Source organism: Streptomyces sp. NPDC048523, from assembly GCF_043199815.1.
GTDB lineage: Bacteria > Actinomycetota > Actinomycetes > Streptomycetales > Streptomycetaceae > Streptomyces.
The window spans coordinates 410,580-434,203 of the sequence record NZ_JBICWQ010000002.1 but is presented as its reverse complement, the minus strand read 5'-3'; the positions used below and the strand labels follow the sequence as shown (position 1 = coordinate 434,203).

21 protein-coding genes are annotated in these 23,624 nt (G+C 69.1%); 10 read left to right on the top strand and 11 right to left on the bottom strand.

Annotated elements, in window-relative coordinates; all coding sequences use genetic code 11:
• Positions 1–630: 630 nt before the first annotated feature.
• Both ACGFWE_RS10900 and ACGFWE_RS10895 read right to left on the bottom strand, forming a co-directional pair.
• The gene (locus ACGFWE_RS10900; protein WP_352383245.1) at positions 631–852 is read right to left on the bottom strand and encodes a DUF397 domain-containing protein; all 222 of its coding nucleotides are present in this window, start codon (positions 850–852) and stop codon (positions 631–633) included.
• Entirely contained in the window at positions 849–1,715 is an 867-nt protein-coding gene (locus ACGFWE_RS10895; protein ID WP_393599390.1) for a helix-turn-helix domain-containing protein, read from the bottom strand. Before ACGFWE_RS10895 ends, ACGFWE_RS10900 begins: the two co-directional genes overlap by 4 nt.
• Before the next feature lie 313 nt (positions 1,716–2,028).
• Here ACGFWE_RS10895 and ACGFWE_RS10890 point away from each other — a divergent pair, with 313 nt between their 5' ends.
• Positions 2,029–2,403, top strand: coding sequence for an ATP-binding protein (locus ACGFWE_RS10890; protein WP_393599388.1), 375 nt, complete (start codon positions 2,029–2,031; stop codon positions 2,401–2,403).
• A 122-nt stretch (positions 2,404–2,525) separates the two neighbouring features.
• Here the strand turns inward: ACGFWE_RS10890 and ACGFWE_RS10885 are convergent, their stop codons facing one another.
• Positions 2,526–4,418 carry a DNA/RNA helicase domain-containing protein gene (locus ACGFWE_RS10885; protein ID WP_393599386.1) on the bottom strand — a complete coding sequence of 631 codons (1,893 nt, stop codon included), beginning with the start codon at positions 4,416–4,418 and terminating at the stop codon, positions 2,526–2,528.
• Positions 4,419–4,731: 313 nt separating this feature from the next.
• The gene (locus tag ACGFWE_RS10880) at positions 4,732–4,977 is read right to left on the bottom strand and encodes a hypothetical protein (protein WP_393599384.1); all 246 of its coding nucleotides are present in this window, start codon (positions 4,975–4,977) and stop codon (positions 4,732–4,734) included.
• A 459-nt stretch (positions 4,978–5,436) separates the two neighbouring features.
• On the opposite strand from ACGFWE_RS10880, the gene ACGFWE_RS10875 reads away from it, so the two are divergent.
• Genes ACGFWE_RS10875 through ACGFWE_RS10855 form a run of 5 tightly spaced genes read left to right on the top strand, consistent with a single transcriptional unit; the run spans position 5,437 to position 12,466 of the window.
• Complete coding sequence (locus ACGFWE_RS10875; RefSeq protein WP_393599382.1) at positions 5,437–6,723, top strand: ABC transporter substrate-binding protein; 1,287 nt, start codon at positions 5,437–5,439, stop codon at positions 6,721–6,723.
• Positions 6,724–6,729: 6 nt separating this feature from the next.
• A complete protein-coding gene (locus ACGFWE_RS10870) occupies positions 6,730–7,635 on the top strand; it encodes a sugar ABC transporter permease (RefSeq protein ID WP_311714221.1) in 906 nt (301 codons plus the stop codon).
• Entirely contained in the window at positions 7,635–8,567 is a 933-nt protein-coding gene (locus ACGFWE_RS10865) for a carbohydrate ABC transporter permease (RefSeq protein WP_393599380.1), read from the top strand. Before ACGFWE_RS10870 ends, ACGFWE_RS10865 begins: the two co-directional genes overlap by 1 nt.
• Positions 8,564–11,218: a beta-galactosidase gene (locus ACGFWE_RS10860; protein ID WP_393599378.1), complete on the top strand. Its 2,655-nt coding sequence runs from the start codon at positions 8,564–8,566 to the stop codon at positions 11,216–11,218. The genes ACGFWE_RS10865 and ACGFWE_RS10860 overlap by 4 nt, the downstream gene beginning before the upstream one ends.
• Positions 11,219–11,227: 9 nt before the next feature.
• Positions 11,228–12,466: an ROK family protein gene (locus tag ACGFWE_RS10855; RefSeq protein WP_393599376.1), complete on the top strand. Its 1,239-nt coding sequence runs from the start codon at positions 11,228–11,230 to the stop codon at positions 12,464–12,466.
• A gap of 418 nt (positions 12,467–12,884) precedes the next feature.
• Here ACGFWE_RS10855 and ACGFWE_RS10850 read toward each other — a convergent pair whose 3' ends face one another.
• The 3 genes from ACGFWE_RS10850 to ACGFWE_RS10840 all read right to left on the bottom strand — a co-directional run bounded on the left by ACGFWE_RS10850 (position 12,885) and on the right by ACGFWE_RS10840 (position 15,165).
• Complete coding sequence (locus ACGFWE_RS10850) at positions 12,885–13,463, bottom strand: hypothetical protein (RefSeq protein WP_393599374.1); 579 nt, start codon at positions 13,461–13,463, stop codon at positions 12,885–12,887.
• Positions 13,464–14,205: 742 nt separating this feature from the next.
• Positions 14,206–14,550, bottom strand: coding sequence for a MazG-like family protein (locus ACGFWE_RS10845; protein WP_393599372.1), 345 nt, complete (start codon positions 14,548–14,550; stop codon positions 14,206–14,208).
• A 39-nt stretch (positions 14,551–14,589) separates the two neighbouring features.
• Positions 14,590–15,165 (bottom strand): DoxX family protein, encoded by a 576-nt coding sequence (locus tag ACGFWE_RS10840; protein WP_393599370.1) that lies wholly within the window; start codon positions 15,163–15,165, stop codon positions 14,590–14,592.
• 129 nt (positions 15,166–15,294) lie between these two features.
• Here ACGFWE_RS10840 and ACGFWE_RS10835 point away from each other — a divergent pair, with 129 nt between their 5' ends.
• Positions 15,295–15,621, top strand: a complete 327-nt coding sequence (locus ACGFWE_RS10835; protein ID WP_393599368.1) for a nuclear transport factor 2 family protein — start codon at positions 15,295–15,297, stop codon at positions 15,619–15,621.
• Positions 15,622–15,683: 62 nt separating this feature from the next.
• Positions 15,684–16,664, top strand: coding sequence for an aldo/keto reductase (locus tag ACGFWE_RS10830; protein ID WP_393599366.1), 981 nt, complete (start codon positions 15,684–15,686; stop codon positions 16,662–16,664).
• 24 nt (positions 16,665–16,688) lie between these two features.
• On the opposite strand, the gene ACGFWE_RS10825 is transcribed toward ACGFWE_RS10830, so the two are convergent.
• From ACGFWE_RS10825 to ACGFWE_RS10810, 4 genes are all read right to left on the bottom strand, one after another.
• Complete coding sequence (locus ACGFWE_RS10825) at positions 16,689–17,378, bottom strand: ABC transporter ATP-binding protein (protein WP_393599364.1); 690 nt, start codon at positions 17,376–17,378, stop codon at positions 16,689–16,691.
• A 43-nt stretch (positions 17,379–17,421) separates the two neighbouring features.
• On the bottom strand, positions 17,422–18,888 hold the full coding sequence (locus ACGFWE_RS10820) for an ABC transporter permease (RefSeq protein ID WP_393599362.1): 1,467 nt from the start codon (positions 18,886–18,888) through the stop codon (positions 17,422–17,424).
• A 343-nt stretch (positions 18,889–19,231) separates the two neighbouring features.
• Positions 19,232–20,008 (bottom strand): SDR family oxidoreductase, encoded by a 777-nt coding sequence (locus tag ACGFWE_RS10815; protein WP_393599360.1) that lies wholly within the window; start codon positions 20,006–20,008, stop codon positions 19,232–19,234.
• Positions 20,009–20,036: 28 nt separating this feature from the next.
• A complete protein-coding gene (locus tag ACGFWE_RS10810) occupies positions 20,037–21,056 on the bottom strand; it encodes a Gfo/Idh/MocA family protein (RefSeq protein ID WP_393599359.1) in 1,020 nt (339 codons plus the stop codon).
• Positions 21,057–21,143: 87 nt separating this feature from the next.
• On the opposite strand from ACGFWE_RS10810, the gene ACGFWE_RS10805 reads away from it, so the two are divergent.
• Both ACGFWE_RS10805 and ACGFWE_RS10800 read left to right on the top strand, forming a co-directional pair.
• The gene (locus ACGFWE_RS10805; protein ID WP_393599357.1) at positions 21,144–22,445 is read left to right on the top strand and encodes a multidrug effflux MFS transporter; all 1,302 of its coding nucleotides are present in this window, start codon (positions 21,144–21,146) and stop codon (positions 22,443–22,445) included.
• Positions 22,397–23,572 (top strand): serine hydrolase domain-containing protein, encoded by a 1,176-nt coding sequence (locus tag ACGFWE_RS10800; protein ID WP_352383206.1) that lies wholly within the window; start codon positions 22,397–22,399, stop codon positions 23,570–23,572. The genes ACGFWE_RS10805 and ACGFWE_RS10800 overlap by 49 nt, the downstream gene beginning before the upstream one ends.
• The last annotated feature ends 52 nt before the right edge of the window (positions 23,573–23,624 follow it).

The window sequence follows — 23,624 nt, the reverse complement described above, 5'->3', positions numbered from 1 at the left end:
CGGAGTGGCTGCAAGCGACCTAGCGGCATGCGAACTGCTTGACGGGGCTTTGCGTGGTCCGGCCGAGGGCCTGACCCCTGCAAGCCGCATAGAGCCCGGCTTGCTCGATGAGTTCCTCGGCCGCCCGTCCTTGGTCGCGGATCCGGGGGACTGCCGGTACCTGTCCTCGAAGCCGAGCCTGCTCCGGCCGGTATGCACGCGAGGGGCACGGCCTCTGGTCACGCGCAACGGCCGCGCAGCTCAGCGGCCGCTTCACATGCCTTGCAGCTGTGCCCGGCGTACAGTTCGGCTCGTCTGCCGCTCTTTGTTTCCCTAGGTCAGAGCCGCGTTCTGCGGTTTGGTCGGGGGGTGGCGGATGGCAGGACAGGACCTTCTCTCCGCCTCCAGCCAGGCGTGAACGAGGAGCGGACCACGCGCAGGACACGGCACAGCAGGGCCCCGGGTAGGCGGCCTTATCCGCAGTGATGACCTGGTGGACCTCGCTCACCGGTCGCCCGTCCTTTGGGACGAAGAGGTCGTAGGTTCACATCCCGTCATGCCGACGCTGAAATACCGGGTCAGAGGCCTGATCCCCATCGCGGCTCGGGCCCCTGAGTGATTCCTGGAGACCGCCGTCCGCTTCGGCGTGAGTCAGAGTTCTCCGGAGATGACGCCCCAGCGGAAGGCAGCCCACTCCGAGGCCGTGAAGCGGAGGGGTTCGCTGCTGGGGTTCTTGGAGTCGCGGACGGCCCTTGCGCCGTAGGGGAGTCCTGCGACCTCGACGCAGTCGTGTTCCGCGCCGCTGGCGGATGCTTTCCGCCATATCGCCCCGGTGAGGTCGTATGCGTGCAGCTCAGCCCTGGGGTCGTTCACTTCCGGTGGCCCTCTTCCAGCTCGGCGATTCTCGCGAGCGAGTCCTCCACGGGCAGCGCTGTCGCGCGGATGCGTTCGAAGGCCTTGGCGAAGGGCGTCGCGTCGTCGCCCTCAACGTATGTCGCGCCGCTGAGGTTTTCCAAGAGCACTACGGAGGGCATCGGTTGGGGGAAGCCAGTCAGGGTGAAGCCGCCCACGACGCCGGGGTGCGCGGTGGAGTCCAGCGGCATCAACTGCACGGTGACCTTGGGCATCTCCGAAACGTCGAGCAGCCGCCGGAGCTGCTCACGCATGATCGCAGGGCGTTCGGCGAAGCGCTGGTGCAGCGCTGCCTCGTGGACGATGGCCCACAGCTCCGGAGCCGTACCCGGGCGGGAGAGTACGGACTGCCGGGCCATCCGTACCTCTGTCAGGGCGGCTACCTCTTCCGGTGTGCGTGATGTCGTCGCGCCGGCGATCGTCTCGCGTGCGTAGGCGGCTGTCTGCAACAGGCCGGGTACGACCAGAGGGGACCATGCGTAGATCGTGTCGGCGTCCGATTCGAGGGAGATGTAGTCAGCATAGGTAGGCGAGACAATCGCGCTGTACGTCTGCCACCACCCCTTCTTTCCGGCGTCCCGCGCGAGGGCGGCTAGAGCCTCCCTTACTTGTGCGTCTTCTACTCCGTAGACCTTCAGCAGGGACCCGACGTCTGCGGGTCTGATCGACTGGGTGGCTCCCTCGATCTTCGAGAGCTTCGGTGCCCTCCAGCCCATGGCGCCGGCAGCGGCCTCGAGTGTCATGCCTGCGTCACTGCGAAGGCGCCGCAGGCTCGCGCCCAGTCGGCGGCGTCGAACGGTCGGAACGAGTGGTGAGTTGGGCATGTGGGGAGTCTGGCAACGCCTTCGCGTAGATCGCACACCGTAGCGAGAACTTCACTCCTTCGGGTTGGAAGTTTTCTACCTTAGGGGGAAATTTGTGCTTGGGGCTGAAGCTGGGGCAGCCCCGTCAACCAACCCGGAGGCCAAGCGACATGCACCCCACTCCGCCCCTCGTTGCTCACCCAGCGCTCCTCGGTACCACCGCACACGCATCACCACTCACCCCACCGACCTCGGTTTTTACCTCCGTCCTCGCCCCCACGGCTTCGCCGCTCACATTTGCGCTTCACCCCAGAATCTCTGCGCTGTACGGCAGTTGGCCCGCGCCGAACTGTTGGCTCGGGGCATCGAGGACGAGACCGTCGACTCTGCGCAACTCGTCCTCTCAGAGCTCGTCGGCAACTCGGTGCGTGCCTACGGCGATTACGTACCGCTCGTGGTCGAGGTGTACGTGACGGCGCACGGCGTCGCGGTGAACGTGCACGACCCGGACCCCGGCGCGCTGCCGATGAGCCGGGCTACGCCCCTCGATAGCGCGCAAGCACAGGGCGGGCGTGGGCTGGGCCTAGTCGAGCTGCTTGCGCCGGGATGGAACGTGCGGAGGTCGGCGATTGGGAAGCAGGTGCGTTGCCGGGGTGGCCGCCGAACCTGGGTGGGACTGAAGGGCCCTGCCCAGGTTCTGGCCGCATGAGGGCGTCGTCCGGAAGCGCACCGCCTCGTATGAGACGGCATTGACACCGGACGAACCTCACGGGCAGCCAGTGATCACGCAATCCCGGTGCCACCAGCTGAGCACCTCTCACGCACACCGAACTACACGAGTTCCGGCACCTCGGCCCGAGATGCCGGATGAATGAGCGACCGCAGCTTCTCGCGGGTCTCCGCGTCCGTCGAGTAGAGGATTGTCCCGACCATTCCCCGCGTCAGCAGCACCTTGTACGTGTTGCGGATGAGCTGGTCGACGTCGTCGTCCGGGGTGGCCTTCGTGAAGGACGGGTCCTTCGATGCCGAGCGGTCTACGACCCAGCGGTCCGTTCGCCAGACCAGGTCGGGGCCGATGATCACGCCCGACCAGTCGTACTCGAAGCCCTGCGCGGTGTAGACGCAGCCGACCTGGCCGAAGCCGGCCGGGTCGGTGGCCCACAGGGGGGCAGGTGGTGCGCCGAGGGCGGAGCGGTCGCCGTAGAGGTTCCAGGGGCGGGACCATTGGCCGATCACGACATCTTCGGGGAGTGTCGTCATGTCGGGTGTGATCTTCGTGGTCCACTTCCAGCAGTAGCCGGCCGACATGCGGGCGCCGTAGCCCTCCTCCCGGCGCGCGACGAGGAAGTCCTCCAGCTCCTGAGGGGTCTCGGCGGTCAGTAGTTGCAGCTTGCCGTCGGGCTCCCACTGGGTGGGTGTGCCGCCGTCGAGGCCGAGCAGGTCGACGACCCACTTCTCGTAGGCGTCGCTCCCGCCGCACCTGAACTGGCCGTCCAGTTCCACCACCGTGCAGTCGAGGCCCTCCGCGGCGGCGGCCCGTTCGATCTCCTGCCTGGTTCCCATCTCGCCGGGGCGCACCACTTGGTGCTGGTCGAGCAGGAACACGGGGACCCTGGCCGCGTCGATCAGTTCCGCCACCTGGGGGCGTCCGGTGCGGAGTGCCGCCTTGGTGTAGCGGTTGGCGGAGGTCTTCCGTAGACGGTGGGCCTCGTCGCAGATCAGCACGTCGAGGTCGTTGGGCTCGGCGTCCATGAAGCTGTTGAAGTACATGAACAGCTGCTGCACTTCACGTTTCTTGTGACCCGCGACCCTGCGCATCGTCTTGGTGAACGACGCGGATCCGGTCGCGTGCAGCGCGGGTACGCCGCGGCGGTACAGCTCACCCAGGACCGACAACGCGATGACGCTCTTGCCGGATCCGGGACCGCCGGTCACCACGATCACCTGCTTGTGGTTGCCGCGCTTGGCCTTGCGGACGGCGGACATCACCTTCTCGTACGCGACCCGCTGCTCGGCGATGAGCACGAACTGCTCGCGGTCGCGGATCTCGGCTGCCGCTACCGACATCAGCTGCTTCGACGGCCGTACCTTGGCGTCGAGCAGTACGTCGGCCACGTGTGCGCCGGGCTTCGCGGCGAGCCGCGAGCGCAGGAAGTCGAGGAAGGCGCCGCGCTGTTCCCCGGTGTACATCCGACCGTACTGGTTCTCCTCGACGTTCCTCAGACCAGCGATCTGGAACTCGGTCGCGTTGTGCAGGAACGCCACGCCGGCCAGCGAGTTGGGCATCCGCTCCAACGCACCGTTGAACGAATGCAGATACTCGCAGTAGCCCCGTACCTGCTCGATCGGGTTGAGGACGGGCTGCGCGTACGCGTCGATCCGGCACAGCAGCGGCTCGTCCTCCTCCGGATAGGCCGCGCTCCACTGCTTGAGTTCCACGACGACGTACGACGGCTCGCCTGTGGTCGGGTGCACACCGGCGAGTACGGCGTCCGCGCGCTTGCTGGTCAGGGGCAAGCTGTACTCGACGAGGACCTCCACTTCGTCGAGCCCGGCCTCGATGAGCGCGTTCACGAGGGCGGGAAGGCTGCGTTCCCAGGACCGTATCTCCGCCTGTGCGGGCCTCCGGCCGTGCTGGTGACGGAAGTTCTCGGTCAGATGCAGCGCCAGCGACCCTTCGAGGATGCGGGCGGCCACGGACGCCGCGGACTCACGGAACAGCAAGAAAACGCCCCCATGCAGCACGAAGAAGACTCGTGCGGGTGGGGGCATGTCCTGTGCTGGCCGCCGCGCAGGCGGATCAGGAAGCCCGTCGGGCCGCTGAGATGTTGCTCGCCATCCTAGGTGAGCGAGTCGATCACGGGGAGGGGGCGGTGGAGGGGGGCGTCAGGTGGAGTCTCGCTCGCCGAGTTCCGCTCGTAGCCAGTCGAGCAGCGTCGGTCTGGACCCGAAGAAGCCGACGTCCGTTTTCTGGCTGCACCTGAGCCTCGTGTACAACAACCGTCGGCGCCCCGCAGCGCCGGTAGTGGACGCGGTCTCAAGCCTCCGGGGTCGCCCTGCCATGGAACTCTCCGTGCCCGCCGTCCAGTTGGTGGAACTCTGCCGTGTGGGGCGGACGTACCGCTGGGATGTGCGGAAGAGCGTCCCGCTCGGATAGCCCACCGGCGTCCAGGGCGAGAACCACGACCACTTCCTTGCCGATCGCGGTCGGGCGGACGGACCACGCGGAGGCCAACTCCCCGACGAGCAGCAGTCCGAGACCACTGCCCGTCAACTCATCCACCGACTCCTCCGCAGAGCGTGCCCGGACTCTGGAGACATCCCGTCCGCGTCATGGACTCGCAATACAGCCACGTCCCGGTGGATCTCCACCCGCAGGCAGTCCGGTCCGCCGACTGTGTGCTTGAGCGCGTTGCCCACGAGTTCCTTCTTCGTCGAGGCGTCGGTCCTCGACGTCTCGGCTCACCTGGCTGGAGGTAACGCGAATGAGCAACAGCGCGAGGCAGACCGCAGCGACCTGACCTGGTCCAATGGCCGGTCAGCGCCCATTGTCATGTTTGGCTACGGCTACCCCGCCTATCTGAGGATTCGCGAGCGCCCCCGCCGAACCCAGTTGAAACTCGCACGAAACAAGCCCTTGCCTCCGACTTAAAACGACGGTTAGTTTAACCGCCATTCGAAGCCCGACCTGATCACCCGGGCGTCTCCACGGCGTGTGCATGCTTCAAGGAAGGGCAGTGCCATGACGGTTGACAGGGCGCAGTTTTCGCGTCGGGGTTTTCTGGGTCTCGGAGTCGCGGCGGGGGTCATCACGCTCACGGCGTGCGGCTCCGGCGCCGGGTCGAGTGATGACCCGCTGGTGATGACCGTGTGGGGTGGGGAGACCGACCGGGCGACGTACCAGAAGCGCATCAACCTGCTCGTCAAGAAGTACCCCGAGCTGAAGGTCAAGCTCCAGCTGATCCCGTCGGAGTCGTACGCGCAGAAGGTGCAGACGATGATCGCGGGCGGCAACGGCCCGGACATCATGCAGGTCGCCGAGAACGTCAACGTCTACTCCAGCAAGAACCAGCTTCGGCCGCTCGACGACCTCGCCAAGAGCGCGGGGCTGGACCTGACGCAGCGGTTCGGGACGATCGGGTCGCTCTACTCGTACGAGGACAAGCTCTACGCGATACCGGACCGGTCCGGCGCGATGATCGTCTACTACAACAAGACCCTCTTCGAGAAGAAGGGCATCAAGGCTCCTACCGCCGACTGGACTTGGGACGACACCCTCGATGCCTTCAAGGAGCTGACGGAGAAGGGGAAGACCTGGGGCTACGGAGGCGCCGGCTGGTGGCCGCAGTGGTGGAGCATGGCGTACCAGAACGGTGGCGCCATCATCGACGCCAACGGGAAGCCGACCGCGGACAGCGACGAGGTCGTCGAGGCGCTGCAGTGGGTCGGTGACCTGACCTTCAAGCACGGCGTGGTGCCGACGAAGGCGCAGTACGCCGACATGGGCACGGACGTCGGCGGTGACCAGGCCTTCGCGGCCGGCACGGTCGCGGTCAACGCCACCGGGTTCTGGGCCATCGCCGGCCAGGCGGAGTCCAAGTTCGAGTGGGACATCGCGCCGATGTGGCGCGGCAAGAAGCAGGCCGTGGCCTCCTTCGGCAGCGGTCTCGCCATCTCCCGTACCGCGAAGAACCCCGACAACGCCTTCAAGGCGATCGACTTCCTCACCTCGCCCGCGGCCCAGCAGCAGATCATCGCCGCCGCCGAGGACGTGCCGGCCAACCTCGAGGTGCAGAAGAGCGCGGCGTTCCTCAAGCCCGCCTGGATGAAGTCGGACGTGAACATGGGTGTGTTCGCCGAGTCCAGCGAGTTCCTCTTCAAGGCACCGTTCATCCCCGAGTGGAACGAGATGCTCGCGGCCATCGACACCGCGACGGCCGACTTCTGGCTCGGCAAGGAGCGCAGCGCCAAGAAGGCGCTCACCGCGCTCCAGAAGAACCTCGAGTCCATCATCAAGTCCGCGGGATGACCGCCCATGGCCATGTCGAGGTTGCGGCGCCGTGAGGCGCTCTGGTTCTACGTCTTCGTCTCACCGTGGGTGATCGGGTTCCTCGCGTTCCTGCTCGGGCCGATGATCTCCTCGATCTACTTCTCGATGACGGACTGGGACTCCTTCACCCCGCCCAAGTGGGTCGGCTTGGACAACTACACCAAGTTGCTGACCGACGATCCCATCTTCTGGAAGGCCCTCGGGAACACCCTCTTCTACGCAGCGGTCTCTGTTCCGCTGGGGCTGCTCGTGGGGCTGTGGCTGGCCAATCTGCTCAACAAGCAGGTCCGGGCCCGCAAGTTGTTCCGCACTCTGATCTACCTGCCGACACTCGTCCCGCTGGTCGCCGCGTCGCTGGCCTTCCGGGTCGTGCTCGCCCCGTCCGGCCCGCTCAACGACGTCCTCGGGTGGGTCGGGATCAAGGGGCCGCAGTGGCTGCTGGACCCGTCCTGGGTGAAGTACGCGCTGATCCTGCTGTCCGTGTGGGGCGCCGGCAGCGCGACCGTCCTGCTGCTCGCCGCCATGAAGGGCATCCCGCGGGAGTTGTACGAGGCCGCCGAGATCGACGGCGCGGGGCCGGTGCGGCAGTTCTGGTCCATCACGGTTCCGCAGTTGACCCCGGTCATCTTCTTCAACCTGGTGATGGGGCTCATCGCGGCCTTCCAGGTCTTCTCGCAGGTGTACATCCTCATGCCGAAGGCCTCCCAGCCCGGCACCTACAACGCCAGCCAGACGATGGTGCCTTACCTCTTCGACCAGGCCTTCTCCTACTACCACATGGGCTACGCCTCGGCGATCTCGTGGCTGCTGTTCGCCGTGATCCTGGTGTTCACCCTGCTGGCCTTCCGCACCACCCGCCGCTGGGTGTTCTACGAGACCGAGGTGAAGTGATGGCGACCCTCGCACCCACCGTCGCACCCCAACAGGGTGGCCAGGCCGACAAGGATGAGGAGCCCGGGGGCGGTACGAGTCGCGTTCTCGGCGTCTTCAAGGCGACCCCGTTCACCTACGCGACCCTGATCATCGTCTCGGCGGTGCTGTCCGTGCCGCTGGTGTTCGCCGTGTCGATCGCCTTGTCGACCGACCACACCGTGACCACCAACGCGTTCACGATCTTCCCGCACGAGTTCGAGTGGCGGAACTTCACCAAGGTCTTCGAAGGCGACCTGCCGATGGGCCGGTTCCTCGTCAACTCCTTGCTCATCGCCCTCGGTTCGGTCATCGGCCAGATGGTGTCGAGTGGACTCGTGGGCTATGCGTTCGCGCGTCTTCGGGCTCCCGGCAAGAACGTCATGTTCCTCGTCGTCATCGCGACGATGATGATCCCGACACAGATCACGATGATTCCGCAGTTCATCCTGTTCAAGGACCTGGGCTGGGTGAACACCTACCTCCCGCTGATCGTGCCGAACTTCTTCTCCAACGCCTTCAACGTCTTCCTGGTACGGCAGTTCGTCTCCCGCCTGCCCAGCGAGCTCGACGAGGCCGCCATGGTCGACGGGCTCGGGTTCTTCGGCATCTACCGGCGCATCATGCTCCCGATGCTGTGGCCCGTGCTGATCGCGATCGGCATCTTCACCCTGACCTACAACTGGGGTGACTTCATGGGGCCGTTGATCTACCTCAACGATGATTCGAAGATGCCGCTGGCGCTGGGCGTGCAGTACATCACCACAACGGCCGTGGCGGGCCAGCCGCCGCCGTGGAACCTGGTGATGGTCGGCTCGATCCTGCTCACCCTGCCGATGATCGCCGTCTACTACCTGGGCCAGCGGTACCTGTACGAAATGGACATCAGCGGCGGAAGCGCGGGAGTCAAGTGAGCCACTCAACCATCGCGGGCACCGGCGTCGACCTGGATGCGCGCGGCATCCGGATCGAGGGCACCGAGCGTGTCGTGCTGTGCGCGTCCCTGTTCTACTTCCGCCTGCCGCGGGAGCAGTGGCGCGCCCGGCTCGAACAGGTCCGGGACTCGGGATACACCTGCGTGGACGTCTACCTGCCGTGGAACTTCCACGAGTTGGCGCCCGGCCGCTGGTCCTTCGAGGGCCGGCGCGACGTCGCCGCCTTCCTGGACCTCGCGCAGGAGACCGGACTGTACGTCATCGCCCGCCCCGGACCGTACATCTGCTCCGAGTGGGACGGCGGCGCGCTGCCGGCCTGGCTGGGTCTCGATCCCGACCTCCGTGTACGGCAGCACGAGCCGCGCTTCCTCGCCCAGGTCACCGCATGGTTCGACCAGGTGCTACCGCTGCTCGCCGAGCGCCAGTGCCCGGCCAACGGCCCCGTCATCATGGTGCAGTTGGAGAACGAGCTCGACTTCTTCGACTGTGAGGACCGCGCCGGATACCTGACCGCCCTGCGCGACCAGGCCCTGCGTCACGGCATCACCGTGCCCCTCATCGCCTGTTCCGGACAGGGCGACATCGAGGGAGCCACCGGAGACGTCCCCGGAGTCATCCCCGCGTGCAACTTCTACCCGGACGACGACTCCCCGGACATCGAGCCCGAAGTCCGGCGATACGCACAGGTGTTGGCCGACCGTGACCTGCCCCTGCTCATCACCGAGACCAACCGCCGTCACCGCACACTGCGGCGGCTCCTGGCGAGCGGCGCCTCGCTGATCGCGCCCTATCTCCAGTCGTCCGGCTGGAACTTCGGGTACACCCCGTCCACCGGGAACTGGGGCGCCCCCGGCAACTTCATGAGTCACGGCTACGACTTCGGCGGCTACGTCTCCTCCACCGGCGCCGAACGCCCCGAGTACGCCCAGGCCCAGCTGCTCGCGCGCGTGATCGACGCTCTGGGCTCTCGGCTGGCACTCGCCGGCTCGTCCGTGCCCCGCGTGCCGGTCACCGCCGACTTCCCCACCAGCTCCTCACCTTCGGCTCGGGACCTCGACGGAGGCGGGCAGCTCATCGCCGTACCGCATCTCGGCACGGCAGGTACGGCAGGCACGGCAGGTACGGCACCGGGCACGGCGGTCGTGAACGGCGTACCGGTCGCCGTCGCCGCGGACTCGTGCCCGCTGATGCTGACGGACGTGCCGCTGCGGCCGTGGGGCCATGACGGGACGCTCACCCTGGCCTCCGCGGATCTGGTGGCCGCGTCGGAGGGTGTGCTGACGTTCTCCTCCGAGGTGCCGGTCACCGTCGTCCTCGGCGGCAACCGGGTCGAGATCCCGGCTCCGGCGGTCGGCACGCCCGAGCGGGTGACGTTCGAGGGGCTGACCCTTGTCGCGCTGGCGCCGGGGGATGCCGTACGACTGCGGGCGACGGAGCGCGACGGAACGGTGCGCTTGGCCGACGCGTTGCCCCTGCCGAGTGCGGCGCCGTCCGTCGAGGTACGGGACGTCCGGCGGCGGGCGGCCGGGGCCCACGAGGAGCCGGCCGGGGCCCATGAGCTGCCGCCCGCGCTGGAGGCACTCGGTGTGTATCGGGGGCGTGGGGCCTACCGAACCACCGTTGATCTGACGGGAGTTGACGAACTGCTGCTCGTCGGCGCCGCAGACATCGTCGACCTGTCGGTCGGTGGCCGGGTGCATCCCACGATCGCCGGGTTCGGCGCGGCACAGCGGATCGACGTCCGGGAAGCGGGTGGCCGGGTCGGTGTCGAGGCCGTCGTGGAGATCTGGGGGCACGCGAACTTCGACGACGCGCGGTTGCCGGCCCTCCGACTCGGGGCACTGCGCGGGCTCGGGTCGTTGTGGACGGTCCGGGACGTGACGGACGTGTCGGCGCTGTGGGCGGTGCACGGCCACTGGGCGGGCCTGCCCGCGCCCGTCCGCGGGCTCGGCGGCTGGAGCAGCACCCGGGTCGGCATCCCCGTCACCTACCGCCGCGAGATCCGGTCGGCCACCGCGTCGGCGCTGCACCTGAGGGGCGTGGTCGAGCCGGTGCGGGTGAGCGTGGACGACGGCGAGCCGCGCACCGTCCACACCGAGGACCCCTGGGTCCTGCTCCCCGCGGGAACCCACCGGGTCTCCGTCACGCTGCCGCACCACCCCAGCGGCGGGGGCCTGCGCGCCGAGCTGCTCGGCCTGGAACCGGTGACGGACTGGACCTGCGCCGTCCAGAACGATGACGTACTGACGAGGTTCGCTGCCGAGGCCGACCCCGCCGACCCCGCCGACCCCGCCGACCCCGCGGCCCTCGAGCGGTACGACATCCGGCTGCCGCTGGCCCTGGAACCGGGCGAGGAGGCCTGGCTCGACGTCGATCTGCCGCAACTGCCGCCGTCCGACAAGGGCTTCGCGGTGCGGCCGGCCGGGACGCAGATCCGCGTGACCGGATGGGCCGCGGGGGAGTGCCTGGGCCGGGTCTGGGCCGGCGACAGGCCCGCCTTCTCCGGCGGAGACTCGAACATACTATGGATACCGCCAGGCTGGTCCGGCCTCACCCTGCTGGTGCGGGGCACCGCCGGACCGGGCAATCCGGAGCTCCGTACACTGCGGCTGGAGTGTCCAGACGACTGAGGGAGCGCGGTGGCGCGACGCACGGCCCGGGATCTCCGGAGCGAGAACCGTTTCGAGGTTCTGCACGCTTTGTTCGAACTCGGGCCTTCCACCCGGCAGGAGCTCGCCCGGCACACCGGACTCAGCCCGGCGACCGTGGCGACCATCGTCACAGAGTTCCTCTCCGAAGGTGTCCTGCGCGTCGCCACCGTGGAGAACAACACCGGTGGACGGCCGCAGGAGCGGCTCACCATCGACCCCGAGCGCGGCCGCATCGTCGGCGTCGACGTGGCCGAGACATACGTCGACGCCACGGTGTACGACCTCGAACTCGGTGTGCTCGCGCATGGCGAGGTCGCACTCGACGAGCACGAGAACGACCCCTCGTACGTCGTCGACGGAATCGTTCGCGCGATCGAGGCGGCCGTGGCGGACGGGGGAGTCGAGCAGAAGCGCATCCTCGGCGTCGGTGTCAGCATGCCGGGGCATGTCCATCCCGACGCCGGCGTCTCGGTCTTCGCGCCGAACTGGGACTGGCACGACGTGCACATCGAGGAGCTGCTGGAGAAGGTGCTCCCGGTCCCCGTGTACGTCGACAACCCGCTCAAGGCGGTCGTCCTGTCAGAGATGTGGTTCGGTGTCGGGCGGGTCGTCGACAGCATGGCCGTCGTCAACCTCGGCACCGGTGTCGGCGTGGGCATCGCCATCGACGGGTCACTGGTGCGCGGCGCCACCAACAATGCCGGGGAATGGGGCCACACGCTCCTCCGGCTGGACGGCAGACCGTGCCGGTGCGGCCGGCGTGGCTGTGTGGAGGCGTACCTCGGCGCCCCCGGTCTGCATACGACGCTCGCCGAGATCGACCCGGACCACCCCACGCTCGGACAGCCACGGCAGCGCGACTTCGTCGAGGCGGTCGCCGACGGTCTCGACGCGGGCGACCCTGCGCTGAAGGAACTGGCCCTGCGCACCTCGCGCTACCTCGCGGCGGCCCTCGGCGACCTGGTGAACCTGCTCAACATCCCCAGCGTCACTCTCACCGGCTGGACCTCCACGGCCCTGGCCCGGTGGCTCGTCCCCGCCGTGCGAGCCGAACTCCCCGACCATGTCATGCCGGGTTCCCTGCAGGGCCTCACCGTGGAGCCGTCCCAGGTCCCGGGCAACGCCGTGGCCCTCGGCATGGCGGCCTTCACCCTGCAGCGGTTCCTCACACGGCTGGGGCTGGGCAGCCCGGCGGGAACACGGCCTCGGCCGGACCCGGAGTCGTAGGAGGTTCTGGGTACGCCGCTTGCGCAACTGATCGATGAGTTGGCTCGGACATCTCCTCGATCAGGCCCTGGCACGCGGCCGGCTTCTGTCCTACCGAGTCCGCCCACGCCTTTCGCCTGAAGGGGCCGGGGGGGCCCCATCGCCCGCGCACTGCTGAGCCAGGTGCCCGGAATGCGGCAGTCACCTGGAAGCCGGGAGGCTCGCCGGTAGCTGGACCGAGGCTGGTCCTCGGCAGGCGTAGGGCCGCGCGGCCAGTATCCGTTCCTGCGTATCGTCGCGGCGTTCGTCCCAGCTGAGGATGAGCAGACGCACTGCAAGACGTTCCCAGGCGGCTGGGAACGTCTCGTCCAGCAATCTCACCTGCACGACGAGTTGCACCGGATGCGGCTGCCCCTGCCATGCCCTCCGCGCGCCCGGATCAGAGCACCCGCTCCCACGCATGCAGCACCGCCTGGGCATAGGCGACGCGGACGTCCAGCTGCTGGGGCTCGTAGTGGTAGATCTTGTTGATTCCCCGGTAGTCCAAAGCCGTGCCGGCTCCAGCCATGCGCCACCGCGTACGGGTCGGGCCGTCGAGGCCGGTGTCGGTCGTGTCGCCCTCGAACAGTGAGTAGACCAGCATGAAGAGGAAGAAGAGCAGCCAGAGCGGAGAGGTCAGGACGTACAGCAGCCAGGTCTGCCCGCTCCCGACCTTCCCCGTGAAGGCCCTTGGCGCGCCGCTGAGTTGTACGGTCCACCGGATACGGCGAGGCCAGGGGAGGAACCGGCCTGTGCGCCGTGTGATGCGGGCGAGTGGTGTGCCGTCGGCGGCGTACACGTCGTGGACGTCCGGGCCGGCCGGCTGGATCGAGCACATCAGCCCACCCCCGCCTCCGCCGTGGATCCAGAAGGGAATCGGAGACCGGCGACTCCACCGCTCCGTCGTCCGCCGCTCGAAGACCTCCGCCGCGGGGGCGGCCTCACGCTGAGCATCCGTCAGCTGGATCGTCGAACTCATCTCGACATCGCGCTGAGAAACTGCGGGGACAGGGCTGTTCGCTTTGACCACGAACGTGTATCGGGTCTGTGGCGACTGCATCGGCACGGAGAAGGCCGAAGAGGGCTGCTCCTGAGGAGTGGGGTGCATTCTGCTCTCGGACTCCGGGTGAGATACGGATGCGCTCGTTCGATCAGGTCATTCGTACATGCGTAGAGGATGTAGAGGATACGGCCGCCGTTGACGCAGGTCGGAAGGTGCCGACCTGCTCAGCCGAAGGGATTTACGGCGGCTGCGCGGTTGGCGAACTCCCCGGCGGCACTACGCGCCCCTCGACGCTCTCGTGGAACTTCTCGGACGCGTACTGGACATCCTCCGTGACAAGACGGGCGCCCTTCCGCGTGAAGATCCTTCGCGCCGACCACCGCTTCGTAACCACGCGCCGTGAGCGTTCCCTTCGCCACCTTCCCGACGCGCGCCAGGTCACCGAAGGGGATGAAACCGGCGAGGTCGAGACCGATGCGGAGGCCGTTCGAGGGACGGGACCAGCAGGCGGGTTCGGTGCCGGGGGTGAGGACGAGGAGGGTGAGGCACCGTCGTCGCGGCGGGGCGGTAGCCGTGCAGCGGGCTGCGTAGTCCTAGTCTGCGAAGTAGGCCGGGGTGTCGTTCATGGGGCTCCTCCGACCGCCGCCGTCGTCCGTTCATCGTCCGAGGAGCGGGGCGGCGCGGGGAGCCCGGGACGTAGGCCGACCGGGTGACGGAGTCACACGGCCCCGTTCCCCAGCGAACGCTCCGTCACCCCCCTCAGATGGCGATGGAAGACCTCCCGCGTATCCGGTGTCAGCGTGCGCAGCGCCACCAGTGCCGTGATCACCACGTCGCACAGCTCGCCCTGCACGTCGTCCCAGGTGTGGCTGACGCCCTTGCGGGGGTTCTGGCCGATCGCCCCGATGACCGCCTCGGAGACCTCGCCGACCTCCTCGGACAGTTTCAGCATGCGCAGCAGGAGACCCTCGCGGCCGTTCACCGGCTGGTCCCTCTCCAGCCAGCTCCACAGGGCGTCGACGGATGTCCACAGGTCCTCGCGGGACGAGTCGTGCTCACTCATGCGGAGCAGGTTCCCATGGTCCGCTACTCCGCTACTCCGCTACTCCGCGAACAACGCCTCTTCCTCCTCGAACAGCGACGCCTGCCCGTCGTCGCCCGCACCCTCCTTCTCCCGCAGCCGCCGCCCCCGCGCCCCCACGACCGCCGCGGTCACCAGCCCCGTCGCCGCGAGCGCCACCGGCACCATCCACCCCCGGTTCACCGTGTGGCCGAGCGCGTGGTCCAGGGAGAGGCGCCCCGGGCCCGTCACCGCGAGACCGGCCGCCGTAAGTCCCAGCGTTGCCGCGTACTCGTAGCCGCCGCCCGTGTTGAAGAAGCCGTTGGGTGCATGTACCGCGGACGCTCCGGCCATCGCGCCGGCCGCCGCCGCACCCGCCGCCGGGGTCGCCAGACCCAGTGCCAGCAGCGTGCCGCCGCCCGCCTCGGCCAGGCCCGCCGCGGTGGCGCTGGCCTTGCCCGGCGCGTAGCCGACGGACTCCATGAACTGGCCGGTCCCTTCGAGGCCGCCCCCGCCGAACCAGCCGAGCAGTTTCTGCGCGCCGTGGGCGGCCAGTACACCCCCGGTTCCCAGCCGGAGCAGCAGCAGGCCCAGATCGCGTCGGTCGTAAGCGCTCACGATGACTCCCAGCAGAAGTGGAAAGAGACCCCCCTCGCGTTTCCACCGTCGCACCGCTCACACCTGCCCGGAAAACCCGCGCCGCCGTTCGGGTGGCGGGTGCGGGGGAGCGGTGTGAGTCTGGCTGGCATGACGATTCAGACCGCGAGGCTCAGCGACCCGGCCGTCCGTGCCTTCGTCTCCGCCGTCAACGCCCATGACCGCGAGGCGTTCCTGGCCCTGCTCGCGCCCGGGGCGACCATGGCGGACGACGGCAGCGACCGTGACCTCGACGAGTGGGTCGAGCGGGAGATCTTCTCCTCCCACGGCCATCTCGACGTCGACAACGAGTCCAACGGCGGCCGTTCCCTGCTCGCCCACTACCGCAACGACGCCTGGGGCGAGATGCGCACCCGCTGGGACTTCACGGTCGGTGAGGACGGCAGGATCTCCCGATTCGAGACCGGCCAGGCCTAATTCCGAGAAAGCCCTTGCCCTGGAGCGCACTCCAACTCCTAGCGTTCTCACCCATGGAGATCATGGGTACCACACGCACTCTCGGCCGTTCCGGCATCGAGGTCAGCGCGCTCGGCTTCGGGTGCTGGGCGATCGGCGGCGAATGGCAGGACGCCGACGGACAGCCCCTCGGCTGGGGCAAGGTCGATGACGAGGAGTCCGTACGGGCCGTCCGGCGCGCCCTCGACCTCGGCATCACCTTCTTCGACACGGCGGACACCTACGGTGCCGGACACAGTGAGCGGGTGCTCGGACGGGCGCTGGGCAAGCGGCGGGACGACATCGTCCTCGCCACCAAGTGGGGCAACGTCTTCGACGAGGACACCCGCACCCTCACCGGCTCCGACCACACCCCCGAGTACGCCCGCCGCGCCCTGACCGCCTCCCTGGGACGTCTGGGCACCGACCACATCGACCTGTACCAGCTCCACCTCTCCGACCTCGACCCGGCACTCGCGGCCGAACTCCGGGATCTGTGCGAGGAGTTCGTGAGCGAGGGGCTCATCCGTGCCTACGCCTGGAGCACCGACGACCCGGCCCGGGCCGCGGTGTTCGCGCGAGGGGAGCACTGCACGGCCGTACAGCACGCCCTCAACGTGCTGCAGGACGCGCCCGACATGCTGTCCCTGTGCGAGGAGTTGGACCTGGCCGGCATCAACCGCAGCCCGCTCGCCATGGGATTGCTGGCCGGCAAGCGCCAAGGGCCGAAGGACGCCGGTGACATCCGCAGCAAGCCCCCGGCCTGGCTCCAGGGCTTCGGTGACGGTACGTCCGCCGACGCGGAGTGGCTGTCCCGTATCGACGCGCTCAAGGAGATCCTGACGAGCGACGGCCGTACGCTCGCGCAGGGCGCCCTGGCCTGGATCTGGGCCCGCAGCCCGCGCACGGTTCCGATTCCCGGCTTCCGGTCGGTGGCCCAGGCCGAGCAGAACGCGGGCGCGATCGACAAGGGGCCGCTCACCGCCGAGCAGGTGACCGAGATCAACAAGCTTCTGGAACGGTGAGCGGCCCCCCCGGGCGAGCGACTACTAGCCCTGAGCCAAGGCCTGCTCGGTCAACGTGATCTGCCCCGCCTTGATGGTCGCGAGGCGTGGCGCCCGCCGCGCGATCGACGAGTCATGCGTGACCAGGACGAACGTCAGCCCGTACTCGTGCCACAGCCCTTCCAGCAAGGCCATGATCTCGTCGCGCATCGACTCGTCGAGGTTGCCGGTGGGCTCGTCGGCGAGCAGCACCTTCGGTTTCTTGACCAGCGCCCGCGCGATGGCCACCCGCTGCTGCTGTCCGCCGGACAGCTCGGCGGGCGCGTGGGTGAGCCGTTCGCCGAGGCCGACGGACCTGAGGGCCTCCGCCGCGCGCTCGCGCCGTTCGGCCGGCTTCACGCCGAGCGGCACGAGGGCCGTCTCCACGTTCTCCTGCGCCGTCAGCGTCGGGATGAGGTTGAACGACTGGAAGATGATGCCGACCTTCTCGGCCCGCAGCCGGGTCAGCTTGGCCTCGCTGATCTTCGCGAGGTCTACGCCGTCCAGTTCGACGCTGCCCTCGGTGGGGCGGTCCAGGCCGCCGATCATCTGGAGCAGCGTGGACTTGCCGCCGCCCGTGGGGCCCTGGATGACCAACTGGTCGCCGTCCTCGATGGTGAGGTCGACGCCGCGCAGTGCCTCGACCGTCTCCTTGCCGCGCGTGTAGCGCTTGGTGACGCCGGTGAGTCTGTACATGAGAGCTCCGTTGCCAATTCCGTAGCGATGAAGTGAGGGGGTGTTACGACACGCTGCGCAACGCGTCCGCCGGCCGCATCCGGGACGCCCGCCACCCGCCCATCGCGCCGGCGATCAGTCCGCCGGTCACCGCGAGGCCCACCGCGAGCGCGATGGTGGTCATCGAGACCGGCGCGGACAGCGCGATCTCCATGGTGTTCTGGGTGGCCTGCCGGCCGGGACCGCCGCCCCCGCCGGGGCCGCCCGCGCCACCACCGCCGGTGTTGCCGAGCTGCGCGGTCAGCTTGGGGCTGATCGCGGTCACCGTGTACGCGGCCGCGAGGCCCAGGCCGATGCCGAGGGCGCCGCCGAGCAGGCCGTTCACGATCGACTCGCCGACGACCTGCCGGGTGACCCGGCGGCTCGGCCAGCCGAGCGCCTTCAGGGTGCCGAACTCCCGCACCCGGCGCGAGACCGCCGAGGAGGTCAGCAGCGCGGCGACCAGGAAGGCGGCGACGAGCACGGCGATGGAGAGCCACTTGCCGACGCTGGTCGCGAGGTCGGAGGCGGTGGACAGGGACCCGGAGACGGTCTCCGCGAGGTCGGCGGAGGTCGTGACGGTCGTACCGGAGATGTTCTTCTGGATCGCCGCCTTGACGGAGTCGATCTGCTGCGAGTCGGTGGCCTTGACGTAGATCGTGGTGACCTGGTTCTTGGCGTCGGCCAGCGTCTGGGTCTGCTTCAGCGGCAGGTAGACGTCGGTGGTGGACTCGCTGCTGTCGGGCGTCGCAATGCCGATGATCGTGTACTTGGTGCCGGAGATGGTCAGGGTCTTGCCGACCTTGAGGGAGTTCTCCTTGGCGTACGCCTTGCTGACGACGGCGACCTTCGCGTTGGTCTGCGCGGCGGCGAAGGTCTTGCCGGTGGTGATCTTCGAGCCGGCCAGCGGGCCGAGCGTCTGGTCGGTGACGTCCACGCCGGCGACCGAGTAGGAGTTCACGTCGAAGTTGGCGCCGCCGCCCTGGACCTGGGGCGCGGCGGTGCTGCCACTGCTGCCGCCGCCCGGACCGCCCTGGCCGCCGTTCCCGGTGTTTCCGCCGGAACTCTGCGCCTTGCCCTGGGTGAAGGAGCCGTCGACCTTGGTGACGTTGAGCGTCAGCGCGCCGACCACGCTGGAGACGCCCTTCTGCGCGGCGACCTTGGTGACCACACTGGACGCCAGGGCCTGACCGCCCTGGGTCGTCACGCGGTCGGAGCTCTGCGTGTCGTCGCTGTCGTTGGAGTTGGCGTCGAACTGGAAGTTCGGTCTGCCCGAACTCCCCGACGTGGGGGCCGACCTGGTCTTGGTGACGGTCATGTCGGTGCCGAGCCCGTACAGCGACTTCAGGACCTTGTCCTGAGCCTGAGTCATGCCGGCCGACACCGAGTTGACGGTGATGACCAGCGCGATACCGAGCGCCAGACCCAGAGCGATGACCAGGGCCGCCTTCTTGCGCCGGCCCAGCTCGCGCTTGAGATAGATGCCAAACATCCCGTTCCTCGAAGGTTCTTGGCGCCCGCTGTGGGCGCGCCCTCAACGTAGGGACGCTGCATTGCGGGGCCGTGAGGAAGGGATATGCGCAGGCTGAGAAGGGATGTGCGGGAGCTGAGAATGTGCGCGGCGGCCGTCCACGGACCGGTGCGTACCTCGCGGTCCCACGCGAGATCCACCCCCACCCGGTCCGTGGATGGCCGCCGCGCTCCCCCCTCGGATGCGGTCGTCGGAACGCCACTCCTCAAGTGTGAAGCTCTTGTGGAGGACGCGTGATGAGCATAAGCCGCCAACCGGCCGCAGTGGGGTGGAATGTCGTATTCCGCTTGTGGTAATCGGCTGCTCAGCCACGCCCCACATAGGGCATCGCCGTCGCGAGTACGGTCGCGAACTGCACGTTCGCCTCCAGCGGCAGCTCCGCCATGTGCCGCACCGTGCGCGCCACATCGGCCACATCCATCACAGGTTCCGGCACGACCTCCCCGTTGGCCTGCAGCGCCCCGGCCCCCATGCCCGCCGTCATGTCGGTCGCCGCGTTCCCGATGTCGATCTGCCCGACCGCGATGCCGTACGCCCGCCCGTCCAGCGACAGCGACTTGGTGAGGCCGGTGAGGGCGTGCTTGGTCGCGGTGTAGGCGACGGAGTGCGGCCGGGGCGTGTGCGCCGAGATCGAGCCGTTGTTGATGATCCGGCCGCCCCGCGGGTCCTGCTCCTTCATCTGGCGGTACGCGGCCTGCGCGCACAGGAACGCCCCGTTGAGGTTGGTGTCCACCACGTGCCGCCACGCGTCGTACGGCAGCTCCTCCACCGGCACCCCGCCGGGCCCGAAGGTCCCCGCGTTGTTGAACAGCAGATCCACCCGCCCGAACCGCTCCACCACGACGGCGAACAGCGCGGCCACGTCGTCGGGTTGCGAGACGTCCGTCCGTACGGCGAGACGGTCGCCCTCGGGCACGAGGGCCGCCGTCTCCTCCAGGGTCTCGGTGTGCCGCCCGGCCAGCGCCACCGACCATCCCGTCCGCAGCAGTTCCACGGCGACCGCGCGGCCGATCCCGGAGCCCGCGCCGGTCACCACGGCGGTCTTCACGTTCTTGGTGTCCGTGAACTTCTTGGTGTCCATGAACCCGCAGCGTAGGTGAGACAGGGACTCACGCCGGCGTGACGATCCCGGCGGTCTCTCCCGGGTAGCGCACGCCGATCCGGTCCCGAACCGCGTCCAGCGTCCGCATCACCGCGAGGGTGCCCTCCAGCGGCACCAGCGGGGACTGGGTCTCCCCGGCCCGCAGCGCGCGCATTACCTCGAGGGCCTCGTGCTTGAGGCTGTTGCGGGGCCCGTCGGCCGGGTCGGCGACGAACTCCTCCGGGTCACGCCCGTCCCGGTGCAGCACGAAACGGTCCGGGTGGAAGAAGCCGTTGGGGATGTCGATGCGGCCCAGCGAGCCGGTGACCGACGCGATCGTGGCGGTGCCGCCGGTCAGGGAACAGTGCAGAGAGGCGAGCGCCCCGCTGTCCCAGGACAGCAGCGCACCCGTCTGCAGATCGACGCCCTCCTCGGAGAGCACCGCCTTCGCCGTGACGTCCGAGGGCTCCCCGAGCAGCAGCTGCGCGAACGACACCGGGTACACCCCGAGGTCCAGGAGCGCGCCCCCGCCCTGCGCCGGGTCCCGCAGCCGGTGCGCGGGCGGGAAGGGCCCGGCGAGCCCGAAGTCGGCCTGCACGGTGCGGACCTCGCCGATCGCGCCGTCGTCGACGAGGGCCTTGAGCCGCCGGACCAGCGGATTGCAGTACATCCACATGGCCTCCATGAGGAAGCGGTCGTGCTCCTTCGCGAGCGCGACCAGATCTTCGGCCTCCCGGGCGTTCAGCGTGAAGGCCTTCTCGCACAGCACATTGCGGCCGGCGCTCAGACACAGCCCGGCGGCCGCCCGGTGCGCCGCGTGCGGGGTGGCGACGTACACGACATCGATGTCCGCGTCCTCGGCCAGGGCACCCCACTCGCCGTACGCCCGCTCGATCCCGAACCGCTCCGCGAACGCCTTCGCCGAGGCCTCGGACCGGGAGGCCACCGCGACCACCTCCGCGTCCGGCAGATCCACCAGGTCCGCGGTGAACGCGGCCGCGATCCCGCCCGTCGCCAGAATCCCCCAGCGCACCCTCTGCTCCGTCATCCCGGCTCCACCCTCGCTCACGTGACCGTCGCCACTCTGTACGAGCTGAGAGCATAGGTGTCGGATCACGTGGAGAGGGAGGGGCACATGCCCGAGCAGGGGCACCTTGAGCAGCGGGGGCACGTCGAGAGGGCAAACGTACCGAAGGCGGAACCACCGGCGGCCGCCGTGCGTCGCACCGGTCTGCTCGTCACGCTGCTCCTCGGCGGCCTCACCGCCACGCCCCCGTTGGCGATGGACATGTACCTGCCGTCGCTGCCGCAGGTCACCGACTCCCTGCACGCGCCCGCCGCCACCGTCCAGCTCACCCTCACCGCCTGCCTGCTCGGCATGGCGCTCGGGCAACTGGTGGTCGGCCCGATGAGCGACCGCTGGGGCCGCCGCCGTCCGCTGCTCGCCGGTCTCCTCGCATACGTCGTCGCCACCGCGCTGTGCGCCCTCGCGCCGACCGTGGAGTTCCTGGTCGGTTTCCGGCTGGTGCAGGGGCTCGCGGGCGCCGCGGGCATAGTGATCGCCCGGGCCGTGGTCCGGGACCTGTACGACGGCGTGGCGATGGCCCGGTTCTTCTCCACCCTCATGCTGATCGGCGGGGTCGCACCGATCGTGGCACCGCTCATCGGCGGGCAGATCCTGCGGGTCACGGACTGGCGGGGCGTGTTCGTCGTCCTCACGGTCATCGGGGCGCTGCTCGCCGCCCTGGTGTGGGCGAGGCTGCCCGAGACCCTCCCGGCGGCCGAGCGGCACACCGGCGGTGTCGTCGAGGCCCTGCACTCCATGCGCCGTCTCCTCGCCGACCTGCCCTTCACCGGCTACATGCTCACCGGCGGCTTCGCCTTCGCCGCGCTGTTCGCCTACATCTCGGCGTCCCCGTTCGTGATCCAGGAGATCTACGGCGCCTCCCCGCAGACGTTCAGCCTGCTGTTCGGCGTGAACTCGGTCGGCCTCGTCGTGGTCGGCCAGATCAACGGCAAGGTGCTGGTGGGCAGGGTCAGCCTGGAGCGGGTCCTGGGCGTGGGCCTGCTGACCGTGACGGCGGCGGCCACGGCGCTGCTGCTGATGACAACCGGGGTCTTCGGCGAGGTGGGCCTGTTCCCCGTCGCCGCCGGCCTCTTCGTCCTGATGTCCGCGATGGGTGTCGCCCTGCCCAACGCCCAGTCCCTCGCCCTCCTGCGCACCAAGCACTCCGCGGGTTCCGCGTCCGCCCTGCTCGGTACGTCCTCCTTCCTCATCGGCGCGATCGCCTCCCCGCTGGTAGGAATGGCCGGAGAAGGCACGGCGGTCCCGATGGCGGTCGTCCAGCTGGTGGCCGCACTGGTAGCGCTGCTGTGTTTCATGGCAATGTGCCGTCCTTGGAACAGGCGTGCGACTGTGGAGGGAGCAGAGAACTGAGCGCACCGAGACTGCGCACCGACACGCCGGAGCGGGCCGGGCTCGACCCCGGGGAACTCCGGCATCTCGTCCGGGACTTCCACGCCCTCACCACCGGCGAACGTCCCTGGGCCCCCGGCGCCGTCCTGGTCGCGGGGCGCGGCCCGGTGATCGCCGTGGAGGAGGCGTCGGGCTGGGCCGTCCGCTACGCGTCCTACGACCCCGCGGCCGACGCGGGCGTGGAACTGCCCCCCGGGGCGCGCGTCCCCGCCCGCGTGGACACCCCCTTCGACCTGGCGTCCCTCACCAAGCTGTTCACAGCCGTGGCGGCGGTGCAGCAGATCGAGCGGGGCACGCTGGGCATCGACGCCCGGGTGGGCGCCTACCTGCCCGACTTCACGGCGGCCGTGACCCACGGCATCACCGTCCGCGAACTGCTCACCCACACCTCGGGACTGCGCCCCGAACTCCCGCTCCACGACTGCGACGACGACGAGGACCGCCTGAACCTCCTGCGCGCCGAGCCGCCCGTCGGGGTTCCCGGCACCTACACCTACTCCGACCTCAACCCGCTCCTCCTCCAGCACGTCCTGGAACGCATCACCGGCCGCCCTCTCGACGTCCTCGTCCACGAGGGCATCACCCGCCCCCTCGGCATGATGTCCACCCACTTCGGCCCCTGCCCCGGGGCGGCGGCCACGGAGGACCAGCGCCGGCCGTGGGCCAAGGCGGACCGCGGGATGCTGCGGGGCCAGGTCCACGACGAGAACGCGTGGGCGCTGGGCGGGGTGGCGGGCCACGCCGGTCTCTTCTCGACCGCGCACGACCTCGCGATCTTCTGCCGGACCCTGCTGGCGGGCGGCGCGTACGGCCCCGCCCGCATCCTCGGCCCGGACTTCGTGGAGTTGCTGCTGACGCCACCCGGGCTGGGGTTCGCCATCGACCAGAAGTGGTTCATGGGGGAGCTGGCGGGCCGGGGAGCGGCGGGCCACACGGGCTTCACGGGCACGTCCCTGGTCCTGGACCCGGCGACCGACACCTTCGTGGTACTCCTGGCCAACACCGTGCACCCGAGAAGACGCCCACCGGACAACCGGCCGCGAGCGGAGGCGGCGACGAGGGTGGCGCGGGCGGTGCGGGGGGCGTGAGCGGCTTCGCTCTCACGCCGACCCGGGCGATCTCGGCCCGTCCGGCGTTCGA